This window comes from Blautia sp. MSK.18.38, from assembly GCF_024460535.1.
Lineage (GTDB): Bacteria > Bacillota > Clostridia > Lachnospirales > Lachnospiraceae > Blautia_A > Blautia_A fusiformis.
This window is the reverse complement of record NZ_JANFYP010000026.1, coordinates 21,263-46,160: the sequence shown is the minus strand read 5'-3', so window position 1 is coordinate 46,160 and position 24,898 is coordinate 21,263. Positions and strand designations below refer to the sequence as shown.

Below are 24,898 nucleotides of genomic sequence, written 5' to 3'. Positions count from 1 at the left end.
TTTATCATAGAAGAACCTTCTAAACATTATTTTACAGAAAAAGTTTCATACTCTCAAAAAAATAGGCTAAGAGAACCCATCATGATTCTCCTAGCCTTTATATTTTGTTATAATCTCTTTGCTTATGGGGGATACTGTTCTTATATCCTGTCTGTAAGCCACCATTGTCTCTGTCTGCCGCCTGTGTCTATTCTTATAAGCTATATAGGGCTGTCTGATTTCTCCATGTTGTCTAATATATATTTCAGAACATCACGGGCTTGTTATATTCTGGAACTCAACGGATCATAATATGGATTGTAGATTGTATACATGCTTATTTTCTAGTAGCGTCATGCTGTCCTAGTGTCTAGCTCTGATAGCATGGGATTTATGGGACAGTATGCCCCGGGTGGTTTACATTTTAAAGAAAAGGGCTTGTGTTCGTATGCGGTGGATGTGTTCCATTTTCATGATACGGGCAATTTTTAAATTTGGCGAACAGTCTTCTACATAATTAAAAAGCGCATACAAGCTGATCCCCCATATGTATTAAATATCATCAAACTACATGTATCAATTATATCTGTATTCAATGTATCCCAATAAAATTCACTCATATCAATACTTTTATCATCTTCCTCTTTATCGTATGTTCTTCCCATAAAATCAGAAACAACATCTATAGATGTATATGGACTATAATTCATAGCTACCATATCAAAATCAAAATTAATTCCATAACAATAACCATTTTCTTTTTTAAATAATATATTATACGTTACATTATATCCATTAAATTTTCCTTTTTTAGAATAAGAAATACAATAATCTGATGTATCCTTTTCCATAGAATCAAAGTCGAACTTACCATACTGTTTCATAAATTCTTCGTCTTCACCAACATACGAAAGAATTTTAGCAATGTATTTTGCTTCTTCTGATTTTTCATTTTTTTCTGAAAAAATTTTCAATGCTTTTTTATATTTTTCCCTTACTCCATCTAATTTTTTTTCTAAATGGGCTTTATCTATCTGCTCATTGGAATCCTTATAATCTGATATATCTTGCCATATTTCAATTGCTTCATCATATTTCTTATTCTCAAATAAATTCATTGCCTTTTCATATGTAGCTTCTTTTACTTGAGTTTCTGAATCTTCATATGAAAGTATTCTATTCCATTCCTCAATAGCTTTATCATAATTTCCAGATTTCAGAAGATCTTGTGCATTATGATAAATTTCATTGTTCACTTTTTTCTGATGATAAAATGATACTATCATTATAACGCAAATGGCAATTACCGTTATGATTCCAATATAAATCCACGTCCTTTTTTGTTTCTTCCTTCGTCTTTCTAACTCCTGTCTTTCCTTTTCTCTTTCTGCATCTAGTTTCGCCCATTCCTTTTGCTTACGTTCATATTCTCGTTGCTGTTCTTCTTTTTTTAGACGTTCTGCTTCTGCCTTTTGTCGTGCCTTCTCTTCATCTTCTGCCTGTTTTTCTTGTTCTTTTTTAGCTATTAATGGAATCAATTTATCCTGTACAAGATATTCTTTTTGAGATTGTCTGTCATTCTGGCAGAAAGAACACTTTTTATTTAACATACCGTTAATTTTGCCACAAGTACATTCCCAGAAATTCTGACCTTCTTCATAGAAATAATGAACGTATTCCATATGAGAAAAATGTGGTGATAGTTCTTCTTGCACTTTTTCAATTACATAGGCAGGTATATCAATTTCTTCCTGTGGAATATATTCACACTCCGTTCCCGTAGCAACATCCCATATTTCACCATTTTCAAAAACAACCTTTTCTAACTCCACAGTTAATAATCTGGTATCATCAGGGAGATGTAACGGAATCTTATTACCATATAATTCACCAGAGTCAATTTTCATGTCCTGATATATGTAACGTTCCTTTTCTACTGGAACATTTTCACCTGCTATGTTGAATGCACTCAGATGAACAAAAATTGCTATGATGGATTGTTGTGAACGATTGATGAATTTTATTCGTCCAAGAATGTCCTTATCAACAGAATTTTGTAATAAAGCAACTTCTTCTATACTTATCGGAGAATCAATAATAGCTTTCTTTGGTTTATAACATTGTAATTTCTTAAAGTATTCCATGCACATCACCATTTATAGCCACAATTGTTACATTTGTAGCTATTCCTTATATTACTGCTGAAAATTCCAAACATTGCGCCGCCTACTGCCTTAGCACCTAAGGATATTTTGGTAATATTAGCAGATCCACAAGTAGGACAATGCGGAACATTCTTTGTAGGAGCAGTATATGATGGTGCAGGAGCAGCATATACAACTGTTTTATTTTCTTCTGTTACTGGCACATCTGTAATAACGCCACTCATTTCACCGCAAAAACATTCAACTGGTTCTTGCAGTCTATATATTTTTTGAACTTTATCTAAATTTAGTTCATTCTTCCTGAACTTCATTATCATATTACATTCTGGACATTCAGCAAATATCCAGTTATCCTCTTCCTTAACGTAATTCATATAACCCCTTTTTTATATCATTATCATTTATTTTTTAACAGCATCTCAATTTATGATAATGCTACCAATACTTTTTTCAGTGCCTCTTCTTTCATATTACCATAAAGTCTTTCTGCTTTTACTACATCTTCCAGAATATTAATTACCTCTAAATATTCCACATCCTGTAATTGTATCAAATATCCCCTAATTTCACTTGCATTTTTACATTCTTGTAATCTACTCATTAATACAGTTACATCGGGATTTATTTCCCCGTTATTTTTCGCAAGTGCCTTTTGAACAGCATTCATTTTTCTCCCGCATCTACAACACTGTTCAGACTCTTCTTTATTCGTTGCTCCACAATAACAAACCCATTTATTTTCTATAATAGAAAACTTTGTGACTGCATCTTCTCCGTGCATTTCACGAATTTGTTCTATTTCATCTAAGTCAACATCTGGGACTTGAATTGAATTATTTGTATCAACTTCTGTCAGCTTTCCGTTAATAATCATTTTCTTGACAACAACATTAGCTTTACAAATTAAATCAACTCGATATTCCGCTAACGATATTTTCATGGTTTCTGATGTAATCCAATCTTCTTTTCCATGAAAACCAAAAATCGCATCATTTACAGATCTGATTTCTTTAAAAATATTCTCAAAATATATATCTGCCATAATTGCGGTTACATCACAATCTTCTCTATATTTTTTTATATTAATTGCACCTAAAGTAACCTCCTCGACTGGATTGTATTTTAAATTAATACTATAAACATTTAACGGTAGCATTTCATTTCTTACCATTGAGGGAATCACATATGATATATAATTTGTTTTTTCTTCACTTTCCTTTATTTTTACTGCTGTTCCATTTGCAATGACTCCTATAATATCTGAGCTAAATGTCGTATAATCAATATCAATTCCTATAATTGCATTACCGCCTCTTGAAGCAGTCTGTTTTTTCAATTCTTCTATAGCAGCATTTTTTGCATCCTGAAGCTTACGTTCATATGAATCACTTCTTGTCCCGAAAAAATCTGCAATAGATACATTAGCAGAACTAAACATTCCAGTACCAAGAACAACCGAAGCTGATAATACATCTAAATATTTAACAATATCATACCCTTCAAAATTGTATCCTGTAGTTAAAAGCATATAAATCCCCCTAATATAAAATATATAAAAAAGACACTGCTCCATCATAAAGCAATGCCTTAATCATCCAAATTGCAACTGGCTGTCATACATTTGCTTAGACCCTATAGTTTTGCGCCGCCAAATTTCTCTGGGTTTGCCGTATTCTATTTCACACTTTTTTCACAATTTCTTATATGCTCCATTATATTCGTCATTGCGAAGATATTCAAGAGTAAAAAGATATTTTATGGTTATTCTATCAAGAAAAAAGAAGGATAACTAATGATTGATTACTCTCCCTTCTGGGAAACGCTCAAAAATTCAAATGAAAATTGGTATACACTGACAAATAAACATCACCTGTCACATAGTACCATGCACCGGCTAAAACACAATAAAGACGTCTCTATGCGTACTGTTAATGATTTATGCCGTATCCTTAATTGTCAGATACAGGATATTTGTGTGTATGTCCCATCAGATGACGATCAGCCATTATAATCCTTATACTCTATACGACATAAACTCTCTTTTTTCGCTATGAAAACGTAAAAAAATAGGCATAACAAGGATTATACTCCCTGATATGCCTATAATTATCTCAATACGGCTCTACTCGCACCGTAAGCAGTTTTTCATATATGTATTCTGGTATCTTATCTCTGTATTTTGACACCGTGATCGCAATATCACATTCTTTAAACTTCTTATAATCTGCAAAAGCTTCATCTATTGTGTTCCGATATGGTAAATCAATTATATCTTCTGTGCCAAAATAAGTAATCTGTCCGTAATATTTATTGACTTTACCATTATATCTTACACCAAGAGGAAGTACATTATCTGCTGTTTCTCCATCCTTATAATGCTTTTTGCTGTTAGCAAGCAATGTATTTAATCCTTGTGGCAGAATACAAATTGTCTCTGGAGAATACACCTTACTGCCATTACCAAATAAATCCTTGTCTACAGCCATTGATTCTCCTGGTACTTCATAATATAACTCTAGATATTGCTTGATAAATAGTTGTGGATTATCTTGCCATTCCTGACACATTTCAGCATCATCATAACATTTGTGTGCACTGCTACTGTTATCTTCTCCTTTACATCGACTGAAAATAGCACCGTATGCAGCCATAGCTTGACTTTTAGCATTATTGATATACTCAATGTATTCCTGCTCATATCCTAATTCCTGCCATGTAATCTTACCTGCTTTCAGATTTCTAAAATCCTTATCAGAAACATAGATCAGATTCTTATACCAGTTATCCGCAAAGTCACCGTTCTTATGCCACACTTTGAATCTGCCTCTATATTGTTTCAGAAAGCATTTTGCTACTAACTCTTCTGGACTGGTTTCTCTCTTAGTGGTTTCAACTATGATTTTGCCTGTTAGGTTCCCTCTGATTTTTTCTGGTGTTCGCCACACTTCATAAACAGTATAATGGCATTTTCCTTGCTTATGCTCATAGAATTTGTTCTTATTTGGGTTTCTATGGTTATTTACACCTCTTCCGTAATTAGAAATCCAATAGTTTTCTGTCTGCGGTACTCTTACAAATACTTCAAATGCACTGATTAATTTACATTTAATCGGATGCTCTACAGGTAGCATATCTGTTGGTGGTATCTCTGCCAGATTTTTATTTTCATCAAGAATATACTGCATCTTCATTTCTGTATTTTTTAATTCCATTATTTCTCTAACCCTTTCCCATCTGTAATATTATTTTCAGCAGCAGTAGTTGTCCTGTCAGTCATTGGACACCAGTCAGGAGTTATATCTGGTAAAGTATCTTCACCCAGCTTCCCCATATCATCTGACCTATCCTCATGGTCACAATAATATATTCTCTTATTAACAGCGTAACATTTCATATATTTACATTCTTTACATATCATTCGTTTTCTTCTCCTTCTTCGTATCCATCATCTTGATTATTTGCTTCTTCCTTGAGGTAATCTTCATATGATTTACAAGCACGCTTTAACCTCGCACAAGGTTTAAATTTCGGTAAATATCTATCTGGAATCTCATACACATTTTTTCCTGTTCTTTCTATCCCAGAACGTACTATTCTTTCTTTATAAAGTTTAGGTGCTACAGTGAAAAATCCATTTAATGATAATTTATCCCCATTAGCCAAAATGTCCTCTATTGTACGAAGCATATAGCGGATTGTCCAATAGGTATTCCAGTAATTCCCGCCTAGCTTATCTTTTGATATTTTTTCATATTCGTGCAGTCTATTAGCTTCTCTCAATTTGTCATGTACCATTTTAGTGAACTCTGTTTCATATATTGTTTTGTTCATTGTCATTTCCTCCTTAATTTTTGTTTACGAATTTCTTATCTTGTGCTATTATAGATGCTATATTCTTGAAATGCTTTATTTTGCATTTAAACAAATTTTTATTTAGAATCTGGGAATTTCCAAATAAATTAATTTCTTCGATAAAGGCACTAAAATAAGCCCATGAATATAGATCGTCTACATTCATGAGCTTATGCTAATACTCATATCACAATATGCGGATTTCCTCCTGAATATTTATTCTGTTTTTGAATTTATTACCTTTTTTATTACCTTTTAAATTTACCCTTCGGAAAGCCTTTAAAATCAAGAGGTTTCAGTTCCATTGCGTCCCGTGAGGTCGCAGGTTCAAATCCTGTTGCCCCGATATTTCTAACAAATTCAAGGATTTCCGAGGTCTGATGACTTCGGATTTTTTTATTACCTTACTATTTTTCGAAAGGAAGGTTTTGCATGCAGGATAATCTGTCTCTTTATCATATTTTTTATACGGTAGCACGTACCGGCAGTATCTCCCACAGTTCCCGGGACCTTTATATCAGTCAGCCTGCTATCAGCAAGGCGATCCAGAAGCTGGAGCAGAATCTGGATACCGTTCTTTTTAAACGCAGTTCCCGGGGTGTCACTCTGACCCCGGACGGTGAGCTTCTTTTTGAAAAAGTAAAAGAAGCTCTTTCACTTCTGGATGAAGGAGAAAATTCCATTCGCCATAACCGTTCCCGGGACATTCCAAAGCTGCGTCTGGGTGCCAGTTCTACTCTTACCAGATATGTACTGCTCTCCCACCTGGAAAACTATATTGCACGTTTTCCTCATGTACGTATCACAATTTCCTGCCAGTCTACTTATCAGACGCTGCAGCTTCTGGATGAGGAAAAAATCGATCTGGGACTCATCGGACGGCCGCAGAAGCTTCGGGGATATTATTTTCAGCCTCTTTTGAAAATCCAGGATACCTTTGTCTGTACACAGCAGTATCTGGAAAATCAGAAAAAGCTCTATCCGGATGAACCTCTGATCCAGGCAGCAACTTTCATGATGCTGGATGAGGACAATATTACACGTCAGACCGTGAACACTCAGCTGAAAGAACATCATGTGGAATTAAGCCATATTCTGGAAGTAACAACTATGGATCTTCTGATCCAGTTTGCGGAAATTGGTCTTGGGATTGCATGTGTGATCCGTGATTTTGTAAAAAAAGAGCTGGAAGAAGGAACTCTGGTGGAAGTACCGGTAGGATTTTCTTTTCCGCTGCGTGAAATCGGGTTTGTATGCAGACAGAAAGATGCTGATTCGGCTTTGATCGCACCATTTTTTGATGATGAAACAGAGCATCCGGATAAATAAAGGAATGTAAAAAAATTCCCATCTGATCATTGCGACCAGATGGGAATTTTAAATTTCAAAAAAGTTTCCTGCCACTGTATTACGTGTGTGACTTTTTTGACTCAAACTTCGCTGCGCTTCGTTCGAGTAGCGCAAAATTTATTGCACCTGCAATAAATTTTGCTTAGTTATTAATAAGCTTATCCTCGCCGTTCCAGCTGTAGAGTTTACGGATCTCCTCGCCGACTTTCTCAGACTGATGCTCAGAAGCTAATTTTCTCATAGCCTTGAAGTGTACCTGTGCACCTGCATCGGACATGTCGAGTAAGAACTCTTTTGCGAATGTACCATCCTGGATATCGGAAAGAACTTTCTTCATTGCTTTCTTTGTATCCTCTGTGATGATCTTCGGTCCTGTGATGTAATCGCCATACTCAGCTGTATTGGAAATAGAATATCTCATTCCGGCGAATCCTGACTGATAGATCAGGTCAACGATCAGTTTCATCTCATGGATACACTCGAAGTATGCGTTTCTTGGGTCATAACCAGCTTCAACAAGTGTCTCAAAACCAGCCTGCATAAGTGCGCAAACACCACCGCAAAGTACAGCCTGCTCACCGAAGAGGTCTGTCTCTGTCTCTGTACGGAATGTTGTCTCAAGAACACCAGCTCTTGCTCCGCCGATTCCAAGTGCATATGCAAGTGCGATATCCTGAGCTTTACCTGTAGCATCCTGCTCTACAGCGATCAGACAAGGAACACCTTTACCAGCCTGATACTCGCTTCTTACTGTGTGTCCAGGTCCTTTCGGTGCGATCATTGTAACATCAACATATGCTGGTGGTTTGATGCATCCGAAATGAATGTTGAAGCCATGAGCGAACATAAGCATGTTGCCTTCCTCAAGGTTCGGCTCGATATCATTCTTGTAAAGTGCAGCCTGTTTCTCATCGTTGATCAGGATCATGATGATATCTGCTTTCTTAGCTGCTTCAGCAGATGTATATACCTCGAAGCCCTGCTCCTCAGCTTTTTTCCAAGATTTGCTTCCTTTGTAAAGACCGATGATTACATTACATCCGGACTCTTTAAGGTTCAGTGCATGTGCATGTCCCTGGCTTCCGTATCCAATAATCGCAATTGTCTTACCATCTAATAATCCAAGATTACAGTCTTCCTGGTAAAAAATCTTATTTGCCATTTTACTTTCCTCCTCTGATGTTTACAACATCTTCTTCATAAAAATTATTTATCGTTAAGAGAGTAGCTGCTCTCCTAGCAAACATATGTAAAAAATTTACAGGTAACGGACATCGTCACTGCCTCGTGACAGACCTGTGATTCCTGTTCTTGCAAGCTCAAGGATCTCATAGTCAGCCATCAGCTCCACAAACGCCTGCAGCTTGTTCTGGCTTCCGGTCATCTCCATAATAAGAGAATCCTTACTTACATCCACCACCTTGGCACGGAAGATATCTGCAACAGAAAGAGCTCCCTGTCTCTGTTCCGGCTTCACAGCAACCTTGACGAGCATCAGCTCACGGGCAACGCTGTCGTCCTGTTCAAGGACCTTAACATCCCGTACATCTTCCTGCTTCGCCAGCTGTTTGGTGATCTGCTGGAGCATCTGATCATCTCCCTCACATACCACTGTCATACGGGAATATCTCTGATCTGCAGTCACTCCTGCGGTAATGCTGTCAATATTATATCCACGGCGGCTGAAAAGACCAGCCACACGGCTAAGGACTCCGGAGGTATTATCCACAAGGATGGATAGTATTCTCTTTTCCATAATACACCTGCTTTCAATACTTTTATGTATAAAAAACCGACTTCGTCAGTTAACGCTTTAATCTAATAAACCCTTGCTTTCTTACCATTATAACAACTTCGAAAATTTTGTCAATCAAAATTTCCTGCAAAATTCCTTCAGGATGATAAGAAATGTTTTTATCCTCAGATCAGATATTTTTTCTTAAGCTCTTCGGATGCCTTTGGTGTCAGATAGAGTTTTTTCCGGAGGAATCTTTCAATTCCTCCGTTTTCTTTTTCGATGACATCAAAAACTGTATTGATATAAGACTCCTTCACCTGATAGAAGGCTTTCAGATCTGCAAGTTTCCGGCTGTTTTCCGGCCGGTCTGCCCGGTAAAGCCTGCGCATATATTTCAGTTCATCTTCCAGACATGGATTCGACCGCATATAATCCCTTCGTATCGTTTCCTTAGGTACACCCAAAGCAAAGAGCAAAAGTGCTGTTCCGACTCCTGTCCGGTCTTCTCCTGTGGCACTGTGAAAAACAACAGCTCCATTCTTTACATGAAGCAGGACATCCAGAAAACGTGCATACTGCTTCAGAGAATACTCATCCGTAACGAAATTCCGGTACCAGTCCTGCATATACCGGTCTACATCACCATAGCAGGACATCACATGTTCAAAAAAGCTGTTTCCACTGCTGTCCTCATCCCGGATTGGAATGTGATAATACTCCACTCCTGCCATGATATCATCCGGTTTTTTCTTTACTTCTGCAGCTGACCGGAAATCGATCACTGTTTTTACATTATATTCTTCTGAAAGGATCCGGTTGTCTGCAGCAGAAGCATGATAGATTTCTCCGCTGCGCAAAAGTTTTCTGGGAAGAATATGCGAACCGTCTACTGTCATCAATGCACCCAGATCTCTTGTATTCGGAAGATTCTGAAGCGGAAGCCTGCTTCCTTTTGGAAAACCAACCGCAAGATCCGGATTCAATACTTTAAGAAGCTGAAGGCAATCCTGTACCTCCTGCTCTGTCATATCAAATTTATAACGCTTCTGACGTCTGGTTATGATCACCAGATAATTGATGATCAGCTGCTTTTCACCGGTTTTATCGGTTCCCTCACGGCGCATGTACGCCCAGAGAATATCTTTACACGGAAGACTGTTGAGCATCATATGTCTGGTAAACACAAAAAAGCCATCTTCGATCCGTATTTTTCCGTATCTCATTTTCTTTCCTTTCTCCTTCTCAACCCCTGTGCTGCTTTCTTCGCAACACTTTTTATCATACCAGAAATCTCCAGTCCCGTATACCTCGTTTGACAATTTTCGTAGTTTGGATATAATAAACAGAGAAATTTTACCACAGGGAGGCTTTCTTTTATGGACAATCTTATTTTCTGTCTGAATGTTACCGTGCCCATCTTTCTTACACTGCTCCTGGGATATTTTTTCCGGAGGATCGGACTGTTTGATGAAACATTTGTCAATCGTATGAACAAATTTGTGTTTGTCATCCCCCTGCCTGTGCTTCTGTTTCAGGACATCGCTAAAATCGATATCTATGAGGCCTGGGATCCCAAGATGATTCTTTTCTGTTTTGCGATCACATCGCTCAGTATTATGATCTCCGTGCTCCTGTCCCGTTTTCTCCACCCTTCCGATATCCGGGGCGAGTTTATCCAAGCATCCTACCGCAGCAGCGCAGCGATCCTTGGTATCGCCATTATCCAGAACCTTTACGGAAATGCAGGTATGGCACCACTGATGATCATTGCCAGCGTCCCTCTTTACAATGTAATGGCTGTTGTAGTTCTCTCTGTCTTTAAACCAGGTCAGGGAAAAATAGATGGTACCGTTCTGAAGCGCACTTTAAAGGGAATTGTCACCAATCCCATCATTCTCGGCATTGCAGCCGGTACACTCTGGTCCTTTCTTCGTCTTCCATTTCCGAAGATCCTGGACTCTACGGCAGGCAATCTTGCAAAAACCGCCACTCCTCTTGGCCTCATGGCTATGGGCGGATCTCTGCACTTCGGAAAAGCCTTTTCCCGGCTGAAAGCATCTGTTGCCTGTACATTTATGAAACTTGTCGGTTATGAAGCACTTTTTCTTCCTCTTGCCATCCGTTGCGGTTTTACAAAGGACAAGCTGGTTTCCATCATTATCATGCTGGGGTCTGCCAGCACCGTTACCTGCTTTGTCATGGCAAAAAACATGGGACATGAGGGCTCTTTTTCTTCGGGAGTCGTGCTTCTTACCACATTATTCAGTGCCTTTACCCTGACACTCTGGCTATTTATCTGCAAAGGTCTGGGACTGATCTGATATTGCAGCTTCTGCATATTATCTACCCGGAAAAATCTGTAACATAAAATGCTGTAAGAACTATGATTTCTGGTTCTTACAGCATTTTTTATAAAAGCATATTCACATAAAGCTATCATTTCTGATGTGGATGTTTCTGTTCTTACAATCTCATAGCCAACAAAACAAACGAAGCATTCTCTCAGATCAGCTTCAGATATTTCAAGCCATCCCGAATGCCGTAGTGGAACATATCAGACGTAACATAATCTGCCAGTTCTTTGATCTTCGAAGAAGCATTTCCCATGGCAACCTTTGTTGCAGCGTATTCAAACATGGCAAGATCATTGTTGCTGTCTCCAAAAACAACGGTATTCTCCCACGGAATATCAAACAGGCGGATCACAGCTGCGATCCCAACAGCCTTGTTAAAGCCCTTTGGCACCAGTTCAATGGTATTTCCCACAAACGAACTGCTGCCTTCATGGCGGATGATATCATAGTATTCTGATAAAATGGATAACGCTGCCTCCGCATCACATCCCTCCGTCATTTTTGCACTGATCTTATTGATCCGCATACAATCCTCATTTCCACGGATAGGCCTCCATTTATCGCCCAGGGATTCTGTGATCAGACTGGCATACCAGTTCACTTCATCGGTATACTCCTCTTTGTCATAATACATAAAATCCGCGCCTTCCATTACCGGGATCAGTCCGTATTTTCTGAGAACCTCCACAGAAAGCTTTGCAACCTCCGGCGTCATCTCTTTATTAAAAAGTCTCTTCCCGTCCTTCTCAATGGTGGATCCGCAGGCACTGATCATTCCCGTAAAAGGGATCTGCTCCAGATACCAGGATACAAACGCACGACTTCTTCCTGTGCAGAGCCACGCTTCATGTCCGTTATCTACCAGCGCACGGATGGCTTCTATGGCACTGTCCGGCACTCCTTTTTTCATATCACAGACTGTTCCGTCCGCATCAAAAAATACTGCTTTTCTGCTCATTTTCCTGTCCTCCGATATCACCTGTAAAATACCTTTGCCGCACGGATCAGACTTTCCGTATCTTTCACTCCGGCTGTTTCATAAGCGGAATGCATCGCCAGCTGCGGCAAACCGATATCGACCGTATTTATGGCTGCCTGGGTATTGGAAATATTTCCCAGAGTGGAACCACCGGCAATATCAGAACGGTTCACAAATGTCTGATATGGCACATCTGCTTCTCTGCAGAGTTCCTTAAAGATTGCTGTGGAAATCCCATCGGTACAATATTTCTGATTGGCATTATATTTGATCACAATTCCACCATTCATCACCGGACGGTTTACAGGATCTGCCTTGTCTGTATAATTCGGATGTAATGCATGTGCATTGTCCGCAGAGATCATAAAGCTCTCTGCAAGGGCCATCAGATAACTTTCCTGATCTCCGCCAAGGGCCAGATTGATACGAAACAGTACATCTTTAAGAAATGTGGATGCAGCTCCCTGCCTGGTAGTGCTTCCCACTTCTTCATTATCCAGTACACAATGGACTGCAATGACCTTCTTCTTATCTGCCTGAAGAAAGCCTTCCATTGAAGCGAAAGCACACTGCAGATCATCTAATCTTGGACTGGAAACAAATTCATTCCTGGATCCCCAGATCGTTCCGGGCATCCGGTTATAGAGAAACAGATCATGGCCCAGGATATCCTCCGGACGGATCTCTGCCTCTTCTGCCAGCATCCGCATGAAGTTTCCTTTTTCGCCACTGCCACTGTACAATGGAAGCATATCCTTCTGGACATTATAATGATAGCCTCCGTTAATATCCCGGTTCATATGGATCGCAAGGCTCGGGATCATGACCAGATCTCTGTCAATATCTACAAGCTTTTCCAGAATTTTTCCGTTTTTGTGGACGATCATGCGGCCTGCCACAGAAAGGGGACGGTCAAACCAGGTAGAAAGGATCATTCCTCCGTACCGCTCCACATTCAGCTTCACATAAGCTCCGTTTACAGACATCTCCGGATTTTCTTTTATTTTAAAAGACGGGGAGTCACTGTGACTTGCAATGATATGATATCTCCTGCAGTCATTGACAGGAATGGAAAATCCGATGATCGCGGAATGATTTCTCATGACAAAATATTTTCCGCCCTTTTCCAGCTCCCAGCGCTCCTCTTCCTTCAATTCTGTAAAGCCTTCCTCCAAAAAACGTCTTCTTGTTTCCTCTGCCGCCTGAAAGGCTGTAGGACTTTTACTGATAAATTCCAGCAGTTTTTCTGTTGTTTCTTCGTACATAATCTTCTCCTCTGTCGGCCCGGTAATATCCAGGCTGTTATGCTATTACCCATTATACGGCAAAACTTTTTTCAGGGCAATATCTCAGATTTCTGCACTCTTTCGTACCCACATATGCTGCACAAGCTTATCCCCAAGCTTATTTGCGAGCATAGTATAAATTGAACTAAATACATTGGCTCCAATACGGAGCAGCACTGCTGCCGGCATTCCAAACAGTCCTGATGCAATGGACAGTGCTCCAAATGTATTAAATGCAGTCTGCCACGCATAACCTGCGGAATATCCCACACCGATTCCTCCGATCATTCCAATATAGGGATACATAGATTCCGGAAGTATCAGATAAAGCACTGCAAACAAAATACATCCAACGATATTGAACATCCCCCTTTTTCCGGCTCTTCCCTTGCAGTCCTCGGTAAACGGCAAGCACACGGACATACAAGCAATTCCGGCCCACATTGCTCTTGGAAGTCCCAAAAGAGACATGATCAGCATAGCGCTGGAAACGATCAGCGTCAGTCTTAAATACCACCTGCCTCTTGCAGAATGCAGGTCAAATTCCCGGAACAGGTCCAGAAACGTCCTGCGATACGGGCGGTTTTTCTGATTCTTATAAAAAACTACCATGCAGAGAACCATTCCGGCCAAAAGCCCCTCTACACGAAGCAGATACGCCTTTCCGGTTACGTCATATCCCATCAGAAGCAGATATCCGAGAACAAATGTGGAATGGTTATACATAATTACATTATGGCATCCCAGGATCATCAGTAACAGGATGCTTATCGCATTAACAAAAAATGCCGGTACCGGTGAAACCATATTGGATAATCTCGGTCCTGCGATCAGAATACAGAAAATCCCGGCAATAGACAACAATCCGTGGGACGTCCGGATTCCGAAATCCGCCTGTCTTAAAACCAGCACTGCCAGTAGTACGGTTACTCCTACAACACTGTTGTCATTGCCGGTTATCTTACTGTACAATGTCACAACCGCCACACAAAATGCCATGACAAGATACACTTTAAAATTATAGATCAGAATATGCCTTCTTTTCTCCTTTTTGTCTGTGGTATTTCTGATCAGCTGTTTTGATCCGGTTGAGCTTAACTGCAGTTCCTGATAAAATGTCATTTTCATCACTCCTTTTGTAAAACAGACATTCTCATTTCGCTTTTTTCACATGCTCATAAACGCAATCTCTTTACAATTTACGTTCAAAGATACAAACAGCCATTATACTTGGTTTATTCTGAAACGTCAAACACTTTTTCTGAAATCATGTTCACGCATTACACTCCCAGCCCCGATCAGATCACTCCGAAAATGGCCAGGAACATTTTTATTATTTTTATATTTACTGCAACTCCGCTATCCTGGTCACTGCTACATAAATGTCCTGTATCTTATACCAGGTTGGATAATCCACCACTCCGGATGCGGGAAGTCCGAATATATTCTGGAATTTTTTTACAGATGCAGCAGTAGCCGGACCATAAATACCATCCACGATCACTGACGGGATGGCAGGATAGGCTTTTGCTATGGCATTAAGCTGTTCCTGGATCTGCTGCACCTTTTCACCGGTAACACCGATAGTCAGGTCATATCCCGGCCAGGATGCGGGAATCCCGGAAACTGCTTCCGCCACATTGATATACATATCGTTTCCATAAAAGCTCCGCAGGATCTCAATTGCGGAATATCCCTGATCTCCCAGAGCTTTGCTTCCCCACTGGGTCATCCATCCCCGGTTCCTGCACTGCACCTGGTGTCCGTCACAGTACTGGGTCAGGATTGGCTGACGTACATCCGGTCTGGAAAGGTAGTTTTCAAAAAGTTCATCCACGATCCGGTCTATACTCTCAAAAATATTCCTGCCATGGATCCATTTGTGGTCGTATGCTGTGGAGGATGTAATGGTGAAATCATAACCCTTATTCCGGTACCACTCTGTATAAACTCTGTTCAGAGTAAACGACATGATTGCCAGAACATTGGCACGTATCGTGTCCTCCGGCCAAGTTGCGTAGATCTCACTGCTGGCCACGTTTTTGATATAATCCTTATATCTTACATAATAATCCTGTGCAGAGGTATCCCCTATTGGCCCGTCGTGGACTACGATATACTCCGGGATCACCACTTTGTTTAATACGATCTCTCCGGTTTCATTTATCGGCTTGATCTCTGCTTCCGGATTTTTGGGAGGATATTCCCCAAAAAGCGTATGGGGTCCGATGACGATCCGCTGATAGTCCTCTCCACTACCCTGCTGTCTGCTAAGGGATGCTCCCTGCCTGGCAATGGAATGGGGAAGAACTTCTGTCCCGGCAACTTCTTTTGGTGTAAAACCCTCTGCACTGATCCGAACTGTATATTCTGCATAAGGCTGCTGCTCCACCGGTTTCATGCTGTATTCCAGTGGAGGAGCTGCCAGCTCCAGCATGGGCGTTTTTCCGGAGGAATCCGTACGGACTTCTTCGATCACATTATCCGGGACTCCTGTGTACGAGATCCGCACTGTAGCATTTTCCACAGGACGGTTACTGGCACTGTCCAGCACCGTCACCTGCAGCTGTCCCTGATCCGGCATATCCTGCTGCATGGAAATATAAGAATGATTTTTCATAAACAGAGGCTCCTTTTTGTGCCTGAAAGCACACTGGTTCTCTGCTAGTATATGTACAAAATCTCAAAATGCCATATCTCCTACTGTGCTTCCTCCCAGTAATCTTCCGCATCCTGAATATCATCAAACTCATCTGCATGATCATAATAAAAATCTTCCGGATCATCATAATCCTGCACATCGTACATATCTTTTCTGTCATTATTCCTGCTGGTATTTCCACGGTAAGTTTTTTTCCCGGATGTTGTGGATGAAACAAATTCCACTACACTGCTGACCCGTCCGTTTCTGCAGACTGCCATGAATTTTTTTGCTCCATTGCTGTTATACCACATATATCTGTACTGAATGTCCTGTGTCCTTTTTCCCGGTGTGTCCCGCCAGTAATGTTCTGTTCTTTTCTCTTTTGCCCTTCCCAGAAGCGTAATGTTTATGTATTTTTCTTTCATTCCCTTATATGGCTCATCCTTCTTTCTCATTCTTTCTTCCTCTTCTTTTTCTTTCTGTGCCATATATTTTTTGTATTGTTCTTCTGTATCTTTCTGGGCCTTCCTCAATTCTTCTATATATTTGCTACTGTACTCATCTCCCTTTGGAACATACCATATAAGCTTATACAGTTCCTCAATTCCTTCTCCATTCTGAACAGCATCGCAAAACTTTGCATATTGGATAATATATTCTACATCCTCATAATATCCCGGAAGTTTTTCCAGCAGCTCTATCGCCTCATCATATTTGCCTGCATCCATGCATTCTTCCGCTTTTTCATAACATTCCCTGTTCTGTTTTTCCTTAAATTCCTCATTTTTGATCTGGATTACCTCTTCTGCCTTTGTAGCCAGAAAAGGAACTGCTATAACAACTGCTATCAATGCCGCCAGTATTAAAATATCCTTTTTCAAATTTACATATCCCCTTTACTCTGATGCCTTTATTATATAATAAATATCTGCACAAAAAAAGTGCTGTATCATCTCCTCACAGATCATACAGCACTTGATAGTTATTGTTCACTCCGTTCTCAGTAACACTTGATATTTACCTTCTTCCACCAGATATCAGAATATCTTCAGAATATCATTATACATAACGATAACCATCAACGCCATCAGAAGCATCAGCCCCGCAAAATGGATCATTCCTTCTACCTGACGGTTTACCGGTTTTCTCCGGATCGCTTCTGCCACCAGAAAAACCAGCCTTCCTCCATCCAGTGCAGGAAGAGGAAGAAGGTTCATCACTCCCAGGTTTGCAGAAAGAAGAACTGCCATATTCAACAAATTCATCCAGATCATCAGCGTTCCCTCACTCTTGGACTGTTCGTAAGTGTCGCCAATGGCATCCGCAATACCCACAGGACCACTTAAGTCTTTCATTCCAAGGTGACCGGTCACAAGCTCTTTCAGGCTTAAGATCGTAGTACGGATCATGTATTTCACTTCCACAGCACCATATTTCAGAACATTAAAGCCGGAAGTCTTTTCACTGTATGTGTTATATCCGAAACCGGAAACCGGTGTTCTGTATTCCCTTGGTGTTATCTCTGCCTCATATTCCAGTCCGTTACGCTCATAGGTGATCGTCACAGGTTTCTTGGATAACGGATGCTCCTCGATGTATTTTTCATATGCATTTCCATCCGGAACCTCCACACCGTTGATCTTCGTGATCACATCGCCGGCTTCCAGACCTGCCTCTTCCAGTGGCATTCCCTTGATCAGTGATTCCACTGTCATGGAATTTACATCGGAACGGTTAAAGCCAAGAAGATACCGCACATTTACATCTGGTTTATAGGAAATCTCCTGTTCCTTTCCATCACGTTTTACTTTCAGCCGGATGGTATCTCCCTCTTTCAGTTCGTTGAGATACGAATATACATAAAGATCTTTCCCCAGATCAATATGGTAGCCCTGATATTCCGTGATCACATCGCCCTTTTTCAATCCGGCCTTTTCCGCAGCAGAATTTGGGGTTACTTCTAATACGGTTGCCGGATCATAGCCCATACAGCCTACAATGATCACAGACAAAACAAATGCCAGCAGAAAATTAAATACCGGACCTGCAGCAACCACTGCGATCCTGCCCCACACAGGAGCCGAATTAAAGGTTCCCGGACTGTCATCTTCCGCATCCTCTCCGGCCATGGCGCAGGAACCTCCAAGAGGAAACAGTTTCACGGAATAACGTGTGCCGCCCTTTACCGTACTTATGATCCTGGGTCCCATACCAAGAGAAAATTCCAATACCTCGATATGGTTCTTTTTTGCCAGAAGAAAATGTCCCAGCTCATGGATCAGTATCACAACACTGAAAATAATTACAGCAATCACAAATTTCAATTTACCACCTGCTTTCGATCCACTGATAAGTATCCTGCTCTACAGAAAGGATCTCATCCAGATCCGGATGTGCGATTTTTTTATGTCTTTCCATAGACTGTGCAATAATCTCATAAATATCCAGAAAGCCGATCTTTTCCTCCAGGAATTTCTTTACTGCAAGCTCATTGGCTGCATTAAAGACAGTCGGCATACTTCCGCCCTCCCGGGATGCCTGGATCGCCATAGGAAGTCCCCGGAATGTCTCCATATCCGGAACCTCAAATGTGATCTCATGAAGCTTCGTGAAATCAAGGCGGTCTCCATCCAGATATCGTCTGTGCGGATAGTACAGAGCGTACTGGATCGGAAGTCTCATATCCGGAGTTCCAAGCTGTGCCATGATCGCACCATCCTTAAACTCCACCATGGAATGGATGATACTCTGCGGCTGCACCACCACCTGAATATGATCCAGATCCATGTCAAACAGCCATTTGGCTTCCATAACTTCCAGCCCTTTGTTTACCAGGGTTGCGGAATCTACGGTGATCTTTCGTCCCATTACCCAGTTTGGATGCTTCAGAGTATCTGCAACAGTGACCCTTCGCAGCTCTTCTGTGGTACGTCCGCGGAAGGGACCACCGGATGCCGTGATCAGAAGCTTGTGGATCTCTTTGTTTTCTTCTCCGTGGATAGCCTGGAAAATAGCGCTGTGTTCACTGTCTACCGGAAGGATAGATACGCCATATTTCTTTGCCATGGGCATGATCAGATGACCGGCTGTGACAAGGGTTTCCTTATTTGCCAGGGCAATGTCCTTTCCGGCACGGATTCCCTCCATGGTAGGACGGATCCCGATCATTCCCACGATCGCAGTGACAAGAATTTCTGATTCCGGCATGGATGCAAGCTCCAGAAGTCCTTCCATTCCGCTGACTACCTTTGTATCCGTGTCCGCAATACGCGTTTTCAGATCCCGGGCTGCTTCTTCATCCCAGACTGCTGCCAGAAGCGGATGAAACTCACGGATCTGCTCTTCCAGCTTCTCCACACTTTTGCCTGCACTGACTGCAACAACACGAAGGTCTTCGTTTTTTCTTGCCACATCCAGTGTCTGGGTCCCGATGGAACCGGTAGAACCTAAGATTGCAATATTCTTCATTTTAATGTCTCCTAAATTCCAAGAATCATTTTTGCAAGATAGTAAATAACAGGGGCTGTGATGATCACACTGTCAAAACGGTCCAGGATTCCTCCATGGCCCGGGATCAGCTTTCCATAGTCCTTGATGTTCTGGTTTCTTTTGATCGCAGATGCAGCCAGATCACCCACCATGGAGATCAGAGCTCCAACTGCGCAGATCAAGGCATACTCAGCCATTTTTCCCTGTGTTGCTGCTGCATAAATCACTCCAAGAAGCGCCGCTCCCGCAACGCCTCCTACAGCTCCCTCGATGGATTTCTTCGGGCTTAAAACCGGCGCCATTTTATGCTTTCCGATAAGCATTCCCACACAGTAAGCACAGGTGTCACATCCCCAGGAGCACAGGAATATCAGCCATACCAGGAATTTTCCGTCCGGAAGGCTTCTGGTAAGATAGATAAAGGAAAGCATCACAGCAACATATACAACTCCAAAAAATGCTGCCATCACCTGTTCTGCATGGTATTTCGGATAACCGAATACATAAACAAACAGGATCAGGATCATACTGATGATGATCGCCATTGTTCCGTAATTTCCAAAATCAGCTTTCATGGCAATATAATAAAGCACTGCTCCAAGATATCCTACAAGTTCCAGCACGGTAACATGCTCATCGCTTACCTTCATTACCTTGTAAAGCTCTCTCATTCCGATCAGTGAAACAGCCAGAAGTGTAAAAAATAAGATCCAGCTTCCGGAAATGATAGTTGCCAGGGCAATAATGACAAGGACGATACCACTTATCAGTCTTGTCTTAAACATGATCTACTCCTCCTTGACGCCACCGTAGCGTCTGTCTCTCTGATTGTATTTCTCGATGGCTTTGATCAGCTCTTCTTTATTGAAATCCGGCCATGCAACCGGTGTAAAATAAAACTCGGAATAGGCAAGCTGCCAAAGCAGGAAATTGGAAAGCCGCTGCTCACCGCTTGTGCGGATCAAAAGATCCGGATCCGGTACACCCGCAGTATCCAGATAGCTCTCAATCGTATCCTCTGTAATGCCATCTGGCTCAACCTTTCCGTCTTTTACATCCTGTGCCATCTTCTGCATTCCACGGCGGATCTCATCACGGCTTCCGTAATTTAATGCCAGCTGAAAATAAATACCGTCAAAATCTTTGGAATATTCCTCCAGTTCCCGGACACTCTGCTGGATATCCGGTGCAAAGGCAGTAACATCTCCGATGACTTTCATCTTCATATTATTTTTCTTGGAAATCTTGATACATTTCTTAAGATAACCGCGGAACAGTTTCATCAGTGCTTCCACTTCTTCTCTGGATCGTTTCCAGTTTTCTGTGGAAAAAGCGTAAACCGTAAGATATTTCACCCCAAGGTCTTTGATATCATAACAAATGTTTTCAAGATTGGCGCATCCCTTTACATGTCCATAGGTTCTCGGCATTCCTCGTTCCTTTGCCCAACGTCCGTTTCCGTCCAGAATGATCGCGATATGATTTGGTACGTTCATAAATCTCCTCCATACAGAAAGAGAGCTTCTTCAAAGAAGCCCTCTCTATCCTCGTATTTCTTACAATTATACAGTCAGAATCTCTTTAGACTTGTTCTCGATCGCCTTGTCAACTTCCTTGATGTACTTATCTGTAAGTTTCTGGATCTGATCCTCAAGCTCTTTGATCTCATCCTCAGAAACATCCTGTTTTGCAAGTTTCTTAAATGCATCGTTGGCATCACGACGGATATTTCTTACTGCAACCTTGGCACCCTCGCCTTTTTTCTTAACGTCCTTCACCAGCTCTTTACGACGCTCCTCGGTAAGCTCCGGGAAAACAAGACGGATCATTTTTCCATCGTTGCTCGGGTTTAATCCCAGATCAGAGCAAAGGATCGCTTTCTCGATCGCTTTGATCATGCTGGATTCCCACGGCTGGATCTGGATCATACGTGCCTCCGGTACAGAAATGTTTGCAACCTGCTGGAGCGGAGTCGGTGCTCCATAATAATCTACGGTAAGTTTGTCAAGAATATGCGGGTTTGCACGGCCGGCTCTGATGGTTGTCAGCTCACTCTCCAAAGCATTCAGTGTTTTTCCCATTTTTGTTTCGTATACCTGAATTCTCTCATCCATTTCACATATCTCCCTGTATGGTTTTTTTATTATTCCCTTTTGATCACACGGTTACCTTTGTTCCGGAGAACTTGCCATGTACGGTATTGACGATGCTGTCCTTTTCATCAAGACCGAATACCAGCATCGGCATCTTCTGCTCCATACACATGATGGAAGCGGTAAGATCCATAGCTGCCAGCTTCTTTGCAACTACTTCATCGATGGAAATCTCATCATACTTCTTGGCATCCGGATTTACCTTCGGATCACTGTCATAGATTCCGTCAACAGCCTTGGCAAGAAGAATGGCATCTGCGCCGATCTCAACAGCACGAAGTACAGTAGCTGTATCTGTAGAGAAATACGGATGGCCGGTACCACCTGCAAAGAATACAACCTTTCCTTCTGCGAAGCTCTCTTCTACAGCATCCTTGGAATAAAGTGTGGTAAATGCACCACATACAAACGGGGTAAACACCTCTGTCTTAAGTCCCACATATCTGCAGATGTCAGACACATAGATACAGTTCATGATAGTAGCAAGCATGCCGATCTGATCCGCCTTGCTTCTGTCCATGGCTCCGCTGGTACGTCCTCTCCAGAAATTTCCACCTCCGATCACGATACCAACCTGAAGTCCTTCATCCACGATCGTCTTGATCTGTCTGGCAACCTCTGTAACAGTTGCTTCATCAAAGCCTCTCTTCTGCTCTCCTGCAAGAGCCTCTCCGCTTAATTTCAGTAACACTCTTTTCATATGTTTATTCTCCTTTACCATACGCCGGATACAACTTCATTGCCGTCATTGTCAAAAGTTGTGGATACCGTAAACGTATCATAATAATAATAACCTGTCTTACCGGACTCCGGCTCGTCCTCATAATCACTGCCATTTGGGCTGCCGCATGCATTCTCAAGCTCAGACATGGACTGACCGATATATCTTGCTGCTACAGATGCCGGATCATCCTCGCCGGATGGTGCTTCCGTAGGATCCGCATCGGAAGAATCAGAGGAAGCTGGTGCAGATGTTGGATCCGGTGTGGATGTGGAGTCCGAACTGCCGGACGAACTGCTGTCTGTACTGTCTCCATTATCATCAGAACTCTCCGGAGTCGGAGTCACAGCCGTACTGTCTGAAGAATCTGTACTGTCACTGTCACTTTCACTGTCATCCTCAATGCCAAGTCTTGCCTTTACATCCTTCAGGGTAGACACCTCCTTGGTGCTTCCGCTCGCCAGATATGTAGCATATGGGATTCCGTCTTCACCCTCACCATCCATGCAAAGACTCAGCTGTGAGATCGTCAGAAGCGGCAGCTGGCGGAAGAAACATTCATTCTGCTCTTCGTCAGTAAATGTGATCCTTACATCAAAGCTTGTTGCTGTATCTCCGTTATCGTCCTTCTGGCTCTTCTCCATATAATAAACAGCCTTGTCGTTGGAAGCCAGTGTGAATTTACCATTTACAAGATCGCTTCCCCAGGTCTCATCACTGTCATCGCCATCATCCCTGGTAGGACGGACATAAATTGCAGAAATCGTGGAGTTCATCTTATTGGTAAATACAATACTGGTAGTGGTCTCACTCTTGGTTCCCATTACGTTCTTGATATTTGCTGTTTCATCCGTAGAGGTCTGCATCTCCACCACATCCGTTTTCGCAGCTTCCGTTACCGTCGGGGTTGCCGTTGCCTCCACCTTCTGCTCCGGTGCCACAGAGTTCTTCTTTCCGCAACCGGCTGCAAGCATGCTCGCTGCAAGAATTCCGGCAAGAATCAAATAACGTTTTTTCATTATATCTCCTCCATATAAAATGGTCCTATTCGCTGTCAGGTTTTCCTTTTCTATTATTACAGAGTATCACTTTCTTGTCAACCTGACCGTTCTGAATTTCACAGAATCTTTAGATATTTTAAACTATGTCAAAAATTGGAACAGCTGAGGTCAGAACCCGTTTTCCCTTCGCTGTCTGCGCATATCACGGCGCATTTTCGCAGCTTCATTCCGGGCTTTTTCCGCTTCTGTGGTAATGATCAGTTCCGGCACCTGGATCGGTTTCTGGTCTTCATCTACAGCCACCATCACAAAAAATGCCCGGTTTACAGTATGACGCATGCCATCCGGCTGTTCCACATACGTATCGATCTCGACCTCCATGGAAGTTCTTCCCACATAAGTCACATATCCCTTAAGTACTACGATCTCTCCCTCATAGATCGCATGCTTGAACTGAAGATTGTCCACTGCCGCAGTTACCACCCGATATGTCTCCGCATGACGCATAGCTACCACTCCGGCAACCTCATCCAGCCACTGCATCAGTGCTCCGCCAAAAAGTCTTCCGCCTCCGTTCAGATGCTGCTGCATGATCAGATGAACCTGCTCCGTCATCGATGCTTCTACCGTTTTTTTACGTCTTTCCTGTACCTCTGTCATTTCTCATTCCCCGCATTTTATCATACTTTTACTTTTTCAGTTGAAACCAGTCGATCAATAAAGATTTTTTACTTTAAAGTCTCGCTCCGCTTCTCTTCTCTGATCCTTCTTTGCAATATCCTGGCGCTTGTCATAAAGTTTTTTACCACGTGCCATGCCAATCTCTATTTTTACCAGGCTGTCCTTGAAATAAACCTTCAGTGGTACCAAAGTCAATCCTTTTTCCTTTAATTTAGCTTCGATCTTATTGATCTCGTAGCGATGCAGCAAAAGCTTACGCACACGAAGAGGATCTTTGTTAAAAATGTTTCCTTTCTCATAAGGAGTGATATGCATTCCATATACATAAACTTCTCCGTTTTCCACACGGACAAAGGCCTCCTTGATGCTGCATTTACCAGAACGTAAGGATTTCACCTCGGTTCCTGCAAGTGCGATCCCGGCCTCATAAGTATCCTCGATAAAATAATCATGAAAAGCCTTTTTATTATTTGCGATCAGTTTCATTCCTGTTTTTTTTGCCATTT

General features: G+C 41.7%; 26 protein-coding genes and 1 riboswitch. Of the genes, 3 read left to right on the top strand and 23 right to left on the bottom strand.

Translation table 11 applies throughout. The features are described from left to right. Nucleotides 1-488: 488 nt before the first annotated feature. From NE638_RS14580 to NE638_RS14570, 3 genes are read right to left on the bottom strand one after another with little or no spacing between them, the layout of a single operon-like run. Nucleotides 489-2,123 (bottom strand): hypothetical protein, encoded by a 1,635-nt coding sequence (locus NE638_RS14580; RefSeq protein ID WP_173746502.1) that lies wholly within the window; start codon nucleotides 2,121-2,123, stop codon nucleotides 489-491. 5 nt (nucleotides 2,124-2,128) lie between these two features. Continuing rightward, on the bottom strand, nucleotides 2,129-2,518 hold the full coding sequence (locus NE638_RS14575) for a hypothetical protein (protein ID WP_173746500.1): 390 nt from the start codon (nucleotides 2,516-2,518) through the stop codon (nucleotides 2,129-2,131). Between the two features lie 50 nt (nucleotides 2,519-2,568). Further along, nucleotides 2,569-3,672 (bottom strand): YbjQ family protein, encoded by a 1,104-nt coding sequence (locus NE638_RS14570; protein ID WP_173746498.1) that lies wholly within the window; start codon nucleotides 3,670-3,672, stop codon nucleotides 2,569-2,571. 70 nt (nucleotides 3,673-3,742) lie between these two features. Continuing rightward, nucleotides 3,743-3,823: riboswitch (cyclic di-GMP riboswitch) on the bottom strand. A gap of 113 nt (nucleotides 3,824-3,936) precedes the next feature. Between NE638_RS14570 and NE638_RS18300 the strand changes: the two genes are divergently transcribed. Continuing rightward, a complete protein-coding gene (locus NE638_RS18300; RefSeq protein ID WP_173746496.1) occupies nucleotides 3,937-4,155 on the top strand; it encodes a helix-turn-helix domain-containing protein in 219 nt (72 codons plus the stop codon). A gap of 100 nt (nucleotides 4,156-4,255) precedes the next feature. Here the strand turns inward: NE638_RS18300 and NE638_RS14560 are convergent, their stop codons facing one another. The 3 genes from NE638_RS14560 to NE638_RS14550 are packed head-to-tail and all read right to left on the bottom strand — an operon-like array spanning nucleotide 4,256 to nucleotide 5,975. Then, on the bottom strand, nucleotides 4,256-5,356 hold the full coding sequence (locus NE638_RS14560; protein ID WP_173746494.1) for a hypothetical protein: 1,101 nt from the start codon (nucleotides 5,354-5,356) through the stop codon (nucleotides 4,256-4,258). Continuing rightward, entirely contained in the window at nucleotides 5,356-5,562 is a 207-nt protein-coding gene (locus tag NE638_RS14555) for a hypothetical protein (RefSeq protein ID WP_173746492.1), read from the bottom strand. Before NE638_RS14555 ends, NE638_RS14560 begins: the two co-directional genes overlap by 1 nt. Continuing rightward, on the bottom strand, nucleotides 5,559-5,975 hold the full coding sequence (locus tag NE638_RS14550; protein WP_173746490.1) for an HU family DNA-binding protein: 417 nt from the start codon (nucleotides 5,973-5,975) through the stop codon (nucleotides 5,559-5,561). The genes NE638_RS14555 and NE638_RS14550 overlap by 4 nt, the downstream gene beginning before the upstream one ends. Nucleotides 5,976-6,428: 453 nt before the next feature. Between NE638_RS14550 and NE638_RS14545 the strand changes: the two genes are divergently transcribed. Then, complete coding sequence (locus tag NE638_RS14545) at nucleotides 6,429-7,325, top strand: LysR family transcriptional regulator (RefSeq protein ID WP_021652931.1); 897 nt, start codon at nucleotides 6,429-6,431, stop codon at nucleotides 7,323-7,325. Between the two features lie 163 nt (nucleotides 7,326-7,488). Here the strand turns inward: NE638_RS14545 and ilvC are convergent, their stop codons facing one another. The 3 genes from ilvC to NE638_RS14530 all read right to left on the bottom strand — a co-directional run bounded on the left by ilvC (nucleotide 7,489) and on the right by NE638_RS14530 (nucleotide 10,307). Then, nucleotides 7,489-8,508: a ketol-acid reductoisomerase gene (gene ilvC / locus NE638_RS14540; RefSeq protein WP_015526773.1), complete on the bottom strand. Its 1,020-nt coding sequence runs from the start codon at nucleotides 8,506-8,508 to the stop codon at nucleotides 7,489-7,491. A gap of 96 nt (nucleotides 8,509-8,604) precedes the next feature. Next, complete coding sequence (ilvN, locus tag NE638_RS14535; protein WP_021652933.1) at nucleotides 8,605-9,102, bottom strand: acetolactate synthase small subunit; 498 nt, start codon at nucleotides 9,100-9,102, stop codon at nucleotides 8,605-8,607. Between the two features lie 164 nt (nucleotides 9,103-9,266). After that, nucleotides 9,267-10,307, bottom strand: a complete 1,041-nt coding sequence (locus tag NE638_RS14530) for a tyrosine-protein phosphatase (protein ID WP_021652934.1) — start codon at nucleotides 10,305-10,307, stop codon at nucleotides 9,267-9,269. Nucleotides 10,308-10,460: 153 nt separating this feature from the next. Here NE638_RS14530 and NE638_RS14525 point away from each other — a divergent pair, with 153 nt between their 5' ends. Then, nucleotides 10,461-11,405, top strand: a complete 945-nt coding sequence (locus NE638_RS14525; protein ID WP_118609079.1) for an AEC family transporter — start codon at nucleotides 10,461-10,463, stop codon at nucleotides 11,403-11,405. Between the two features lie 181 nt (nucleotides 11,406-11,586). Here the strand turns inward: NE638_RS14525 and NE638_RS14520 are convergent, their stop codons facing one another. From NE638_RS14520 to smpB, 14 genes are all read right to left on the bottom strand, one after another. After that, nucleotides 11,587-12,396 carry a Cof-type HAD-IIB family hydrolase gene (locus tag NE638_RS14520; protein WP_173746488.1) on the bottom strand — a complete coding sequence of 270 codons (810 nt, stop codon included), beginning with the start codon at nucleotides 12,394-12,396 and terminating at the stop codon, nucleotides 11,587-11,589. Nucleotides 12,397-12,413: 17 nt separating this feature from the next. Further along, complete coding sequence (locus NE638_RS14515; protein ID WP_022426517.1) at nucleotides 12,414-13,682, bottom strand: M18 family aminopeptidase; 1,269 nt, start codon at nucleotides 13,680-13,682, stop codon at nucleotides 12,414-12,416. Nucleotides 13,683-13,766: 84 nt separating this feature from the next. After that, nucleotides 13,767-14,825 (bottom strand): FUSC family protein, encoded by a 1,059-nt coding sequence (locus NE638_RS14510; protein ID WP_022426516.1) that lies wholly within the window; start codon nucleotides 14,823-14,825, stop codon nucleotides 13,767-13,769. 223 nt (nucleotides 14,826-15,048) lie between these two features. Continuing rightward, nucleotides 15,049-16,323, bottom strand: coding sequence for a peptidoglycan-binding protein (locus tag NE638_RS14505; RefSeq protein ID WP_279606839.1), 1,275 nt, complete (start codon nucleotides 16,321-16,323; stop codon nucleotides 15,049-15,051). Between the two features lie 80 nt (nucleotides 16,324-16,403). After that, nucleotides 16,404-17,228 carry a hypothetical protein gene (locus NE638_RS14500; RefSeq protein ID WP_173746486.1) on the bottom strand — a complete coding sequence of 275 codons (825 nt, stop codon included), beginning with the start codon at nucleotides 17,226-17,228 and terminating at the stop codon, nucleotides 16,404-16,406. 156 nt (nucleotides 17,229-17,384) lie between these two features. After that, a complete protein-coding gene (rseP, locus tag NE638_RS14495) occupies nucleotides 17,385-18,662 on the bottom strand; it encodes an RIP metalloprotease RseP (RefSeq protein ID WP_302416035.1) in 1,278 nt (425 codons plus the stop codon). Between the two features lie 10 nt (nucleotides 18,663-18,672). Further along, entirely contained in the window at nucleotides 18,673-19,815 is a 1,143-nt protein-coding gene (dxr, locus tag NE638_RS14490) for a 1-deoxy-D-xylulose-5-phosphate reductoisomerase (protein WP_015526782.1), read from the bottom strand. An 11-nt stretch (nucleotides 19,816-19,826) separates the two neighbouring features. Further along, a complete protein-coding gene (locus tag NE638_RS14485; RefSeq protein WP_015526783.1) occupies nucleotides 19,827-20,621 on the bottom strand; it encodes a phosphatidate cytidylyltransferase in 795 nt (264 codons plus the stop codon). Nucleotides 20,622-20,624: 3 nt separating this feature from the next. Then, on the bottom strand, nucleotides 20,625-21,332 hold the full coding sequence (locus NE638_RS14480) for an isoprenyl transferase (protein WP_015526784.1): 708 nt from the start codon (nucleotides 21,330-21,332) through the stop codon (nucleotides 20,625-20,627). 66 nt (nucleotides 21,333-21,398) lie between these two features. Beyond that, a complete protein-coding gene (frr, locus tag NE638_RS14475) occupies nucleotides 21,399-21,950 on the bottom strand; it encodes a ribosome recycling factor (RefSeq protein ID WP_015526785.1) in 552 nt (183 codons plus the stop codon). A 43-nt stretch (nucleotides 21,951-21,993) separates the two neighbouring features. Beyond that, the gene (gene pyrH / locus NE638_RS14470; protein WP_173722714.1) at nucleotides 21,994-22,689 is read right to left on the bottom strand and encodes a UMP kinase; all 696 of its coding nucleotides are present in this window, start codon (nucleotides 22,687-22,689) and stop codon (nucleotides 21,994-21,996) included. A 14-nt stretch (nucleotides 22,690-22,703) separates the two neighbouring features. Continuing rightward, nucleotides 22,704-23,729, bottom strand: a complete 1,026-nt coding sequence (locus tag NE638_RS14465) for a hypothetical protein (protein ID WP_173746482.1) — start codon at nucleotides 23,727-23,729, stop codon at nucleotides 22,704-22,706. Between the two features lie 150 nt (nucleotides 23,730-23,879). Beyond that, complete coding sequence (locus NE638_RS14460; RefSeq protein WP_021652953.1) at nucleotides 23,880-24,371, bottom strand: acyl-CoA thioesterase; 492 nt, start codon at nucleotides 24,369-24,371, stop codon at nucleotides 23,880-23,882. Nucleotides 24,372-24,425: 54 nt separating this feature from the next. Then, entirely contained in the window at nucleotides 24,426-24,896 is a 471-nt protein-coding gene (gene smpB / locus NE638_RS14455) for an SsrA-binding protein SmpB (RefSeq protein ID WP_021652954.1), read from the bottom strand. Between the last annotated feature and the right edge of the window lie 2 nt (nucleotides 24,897-24,898).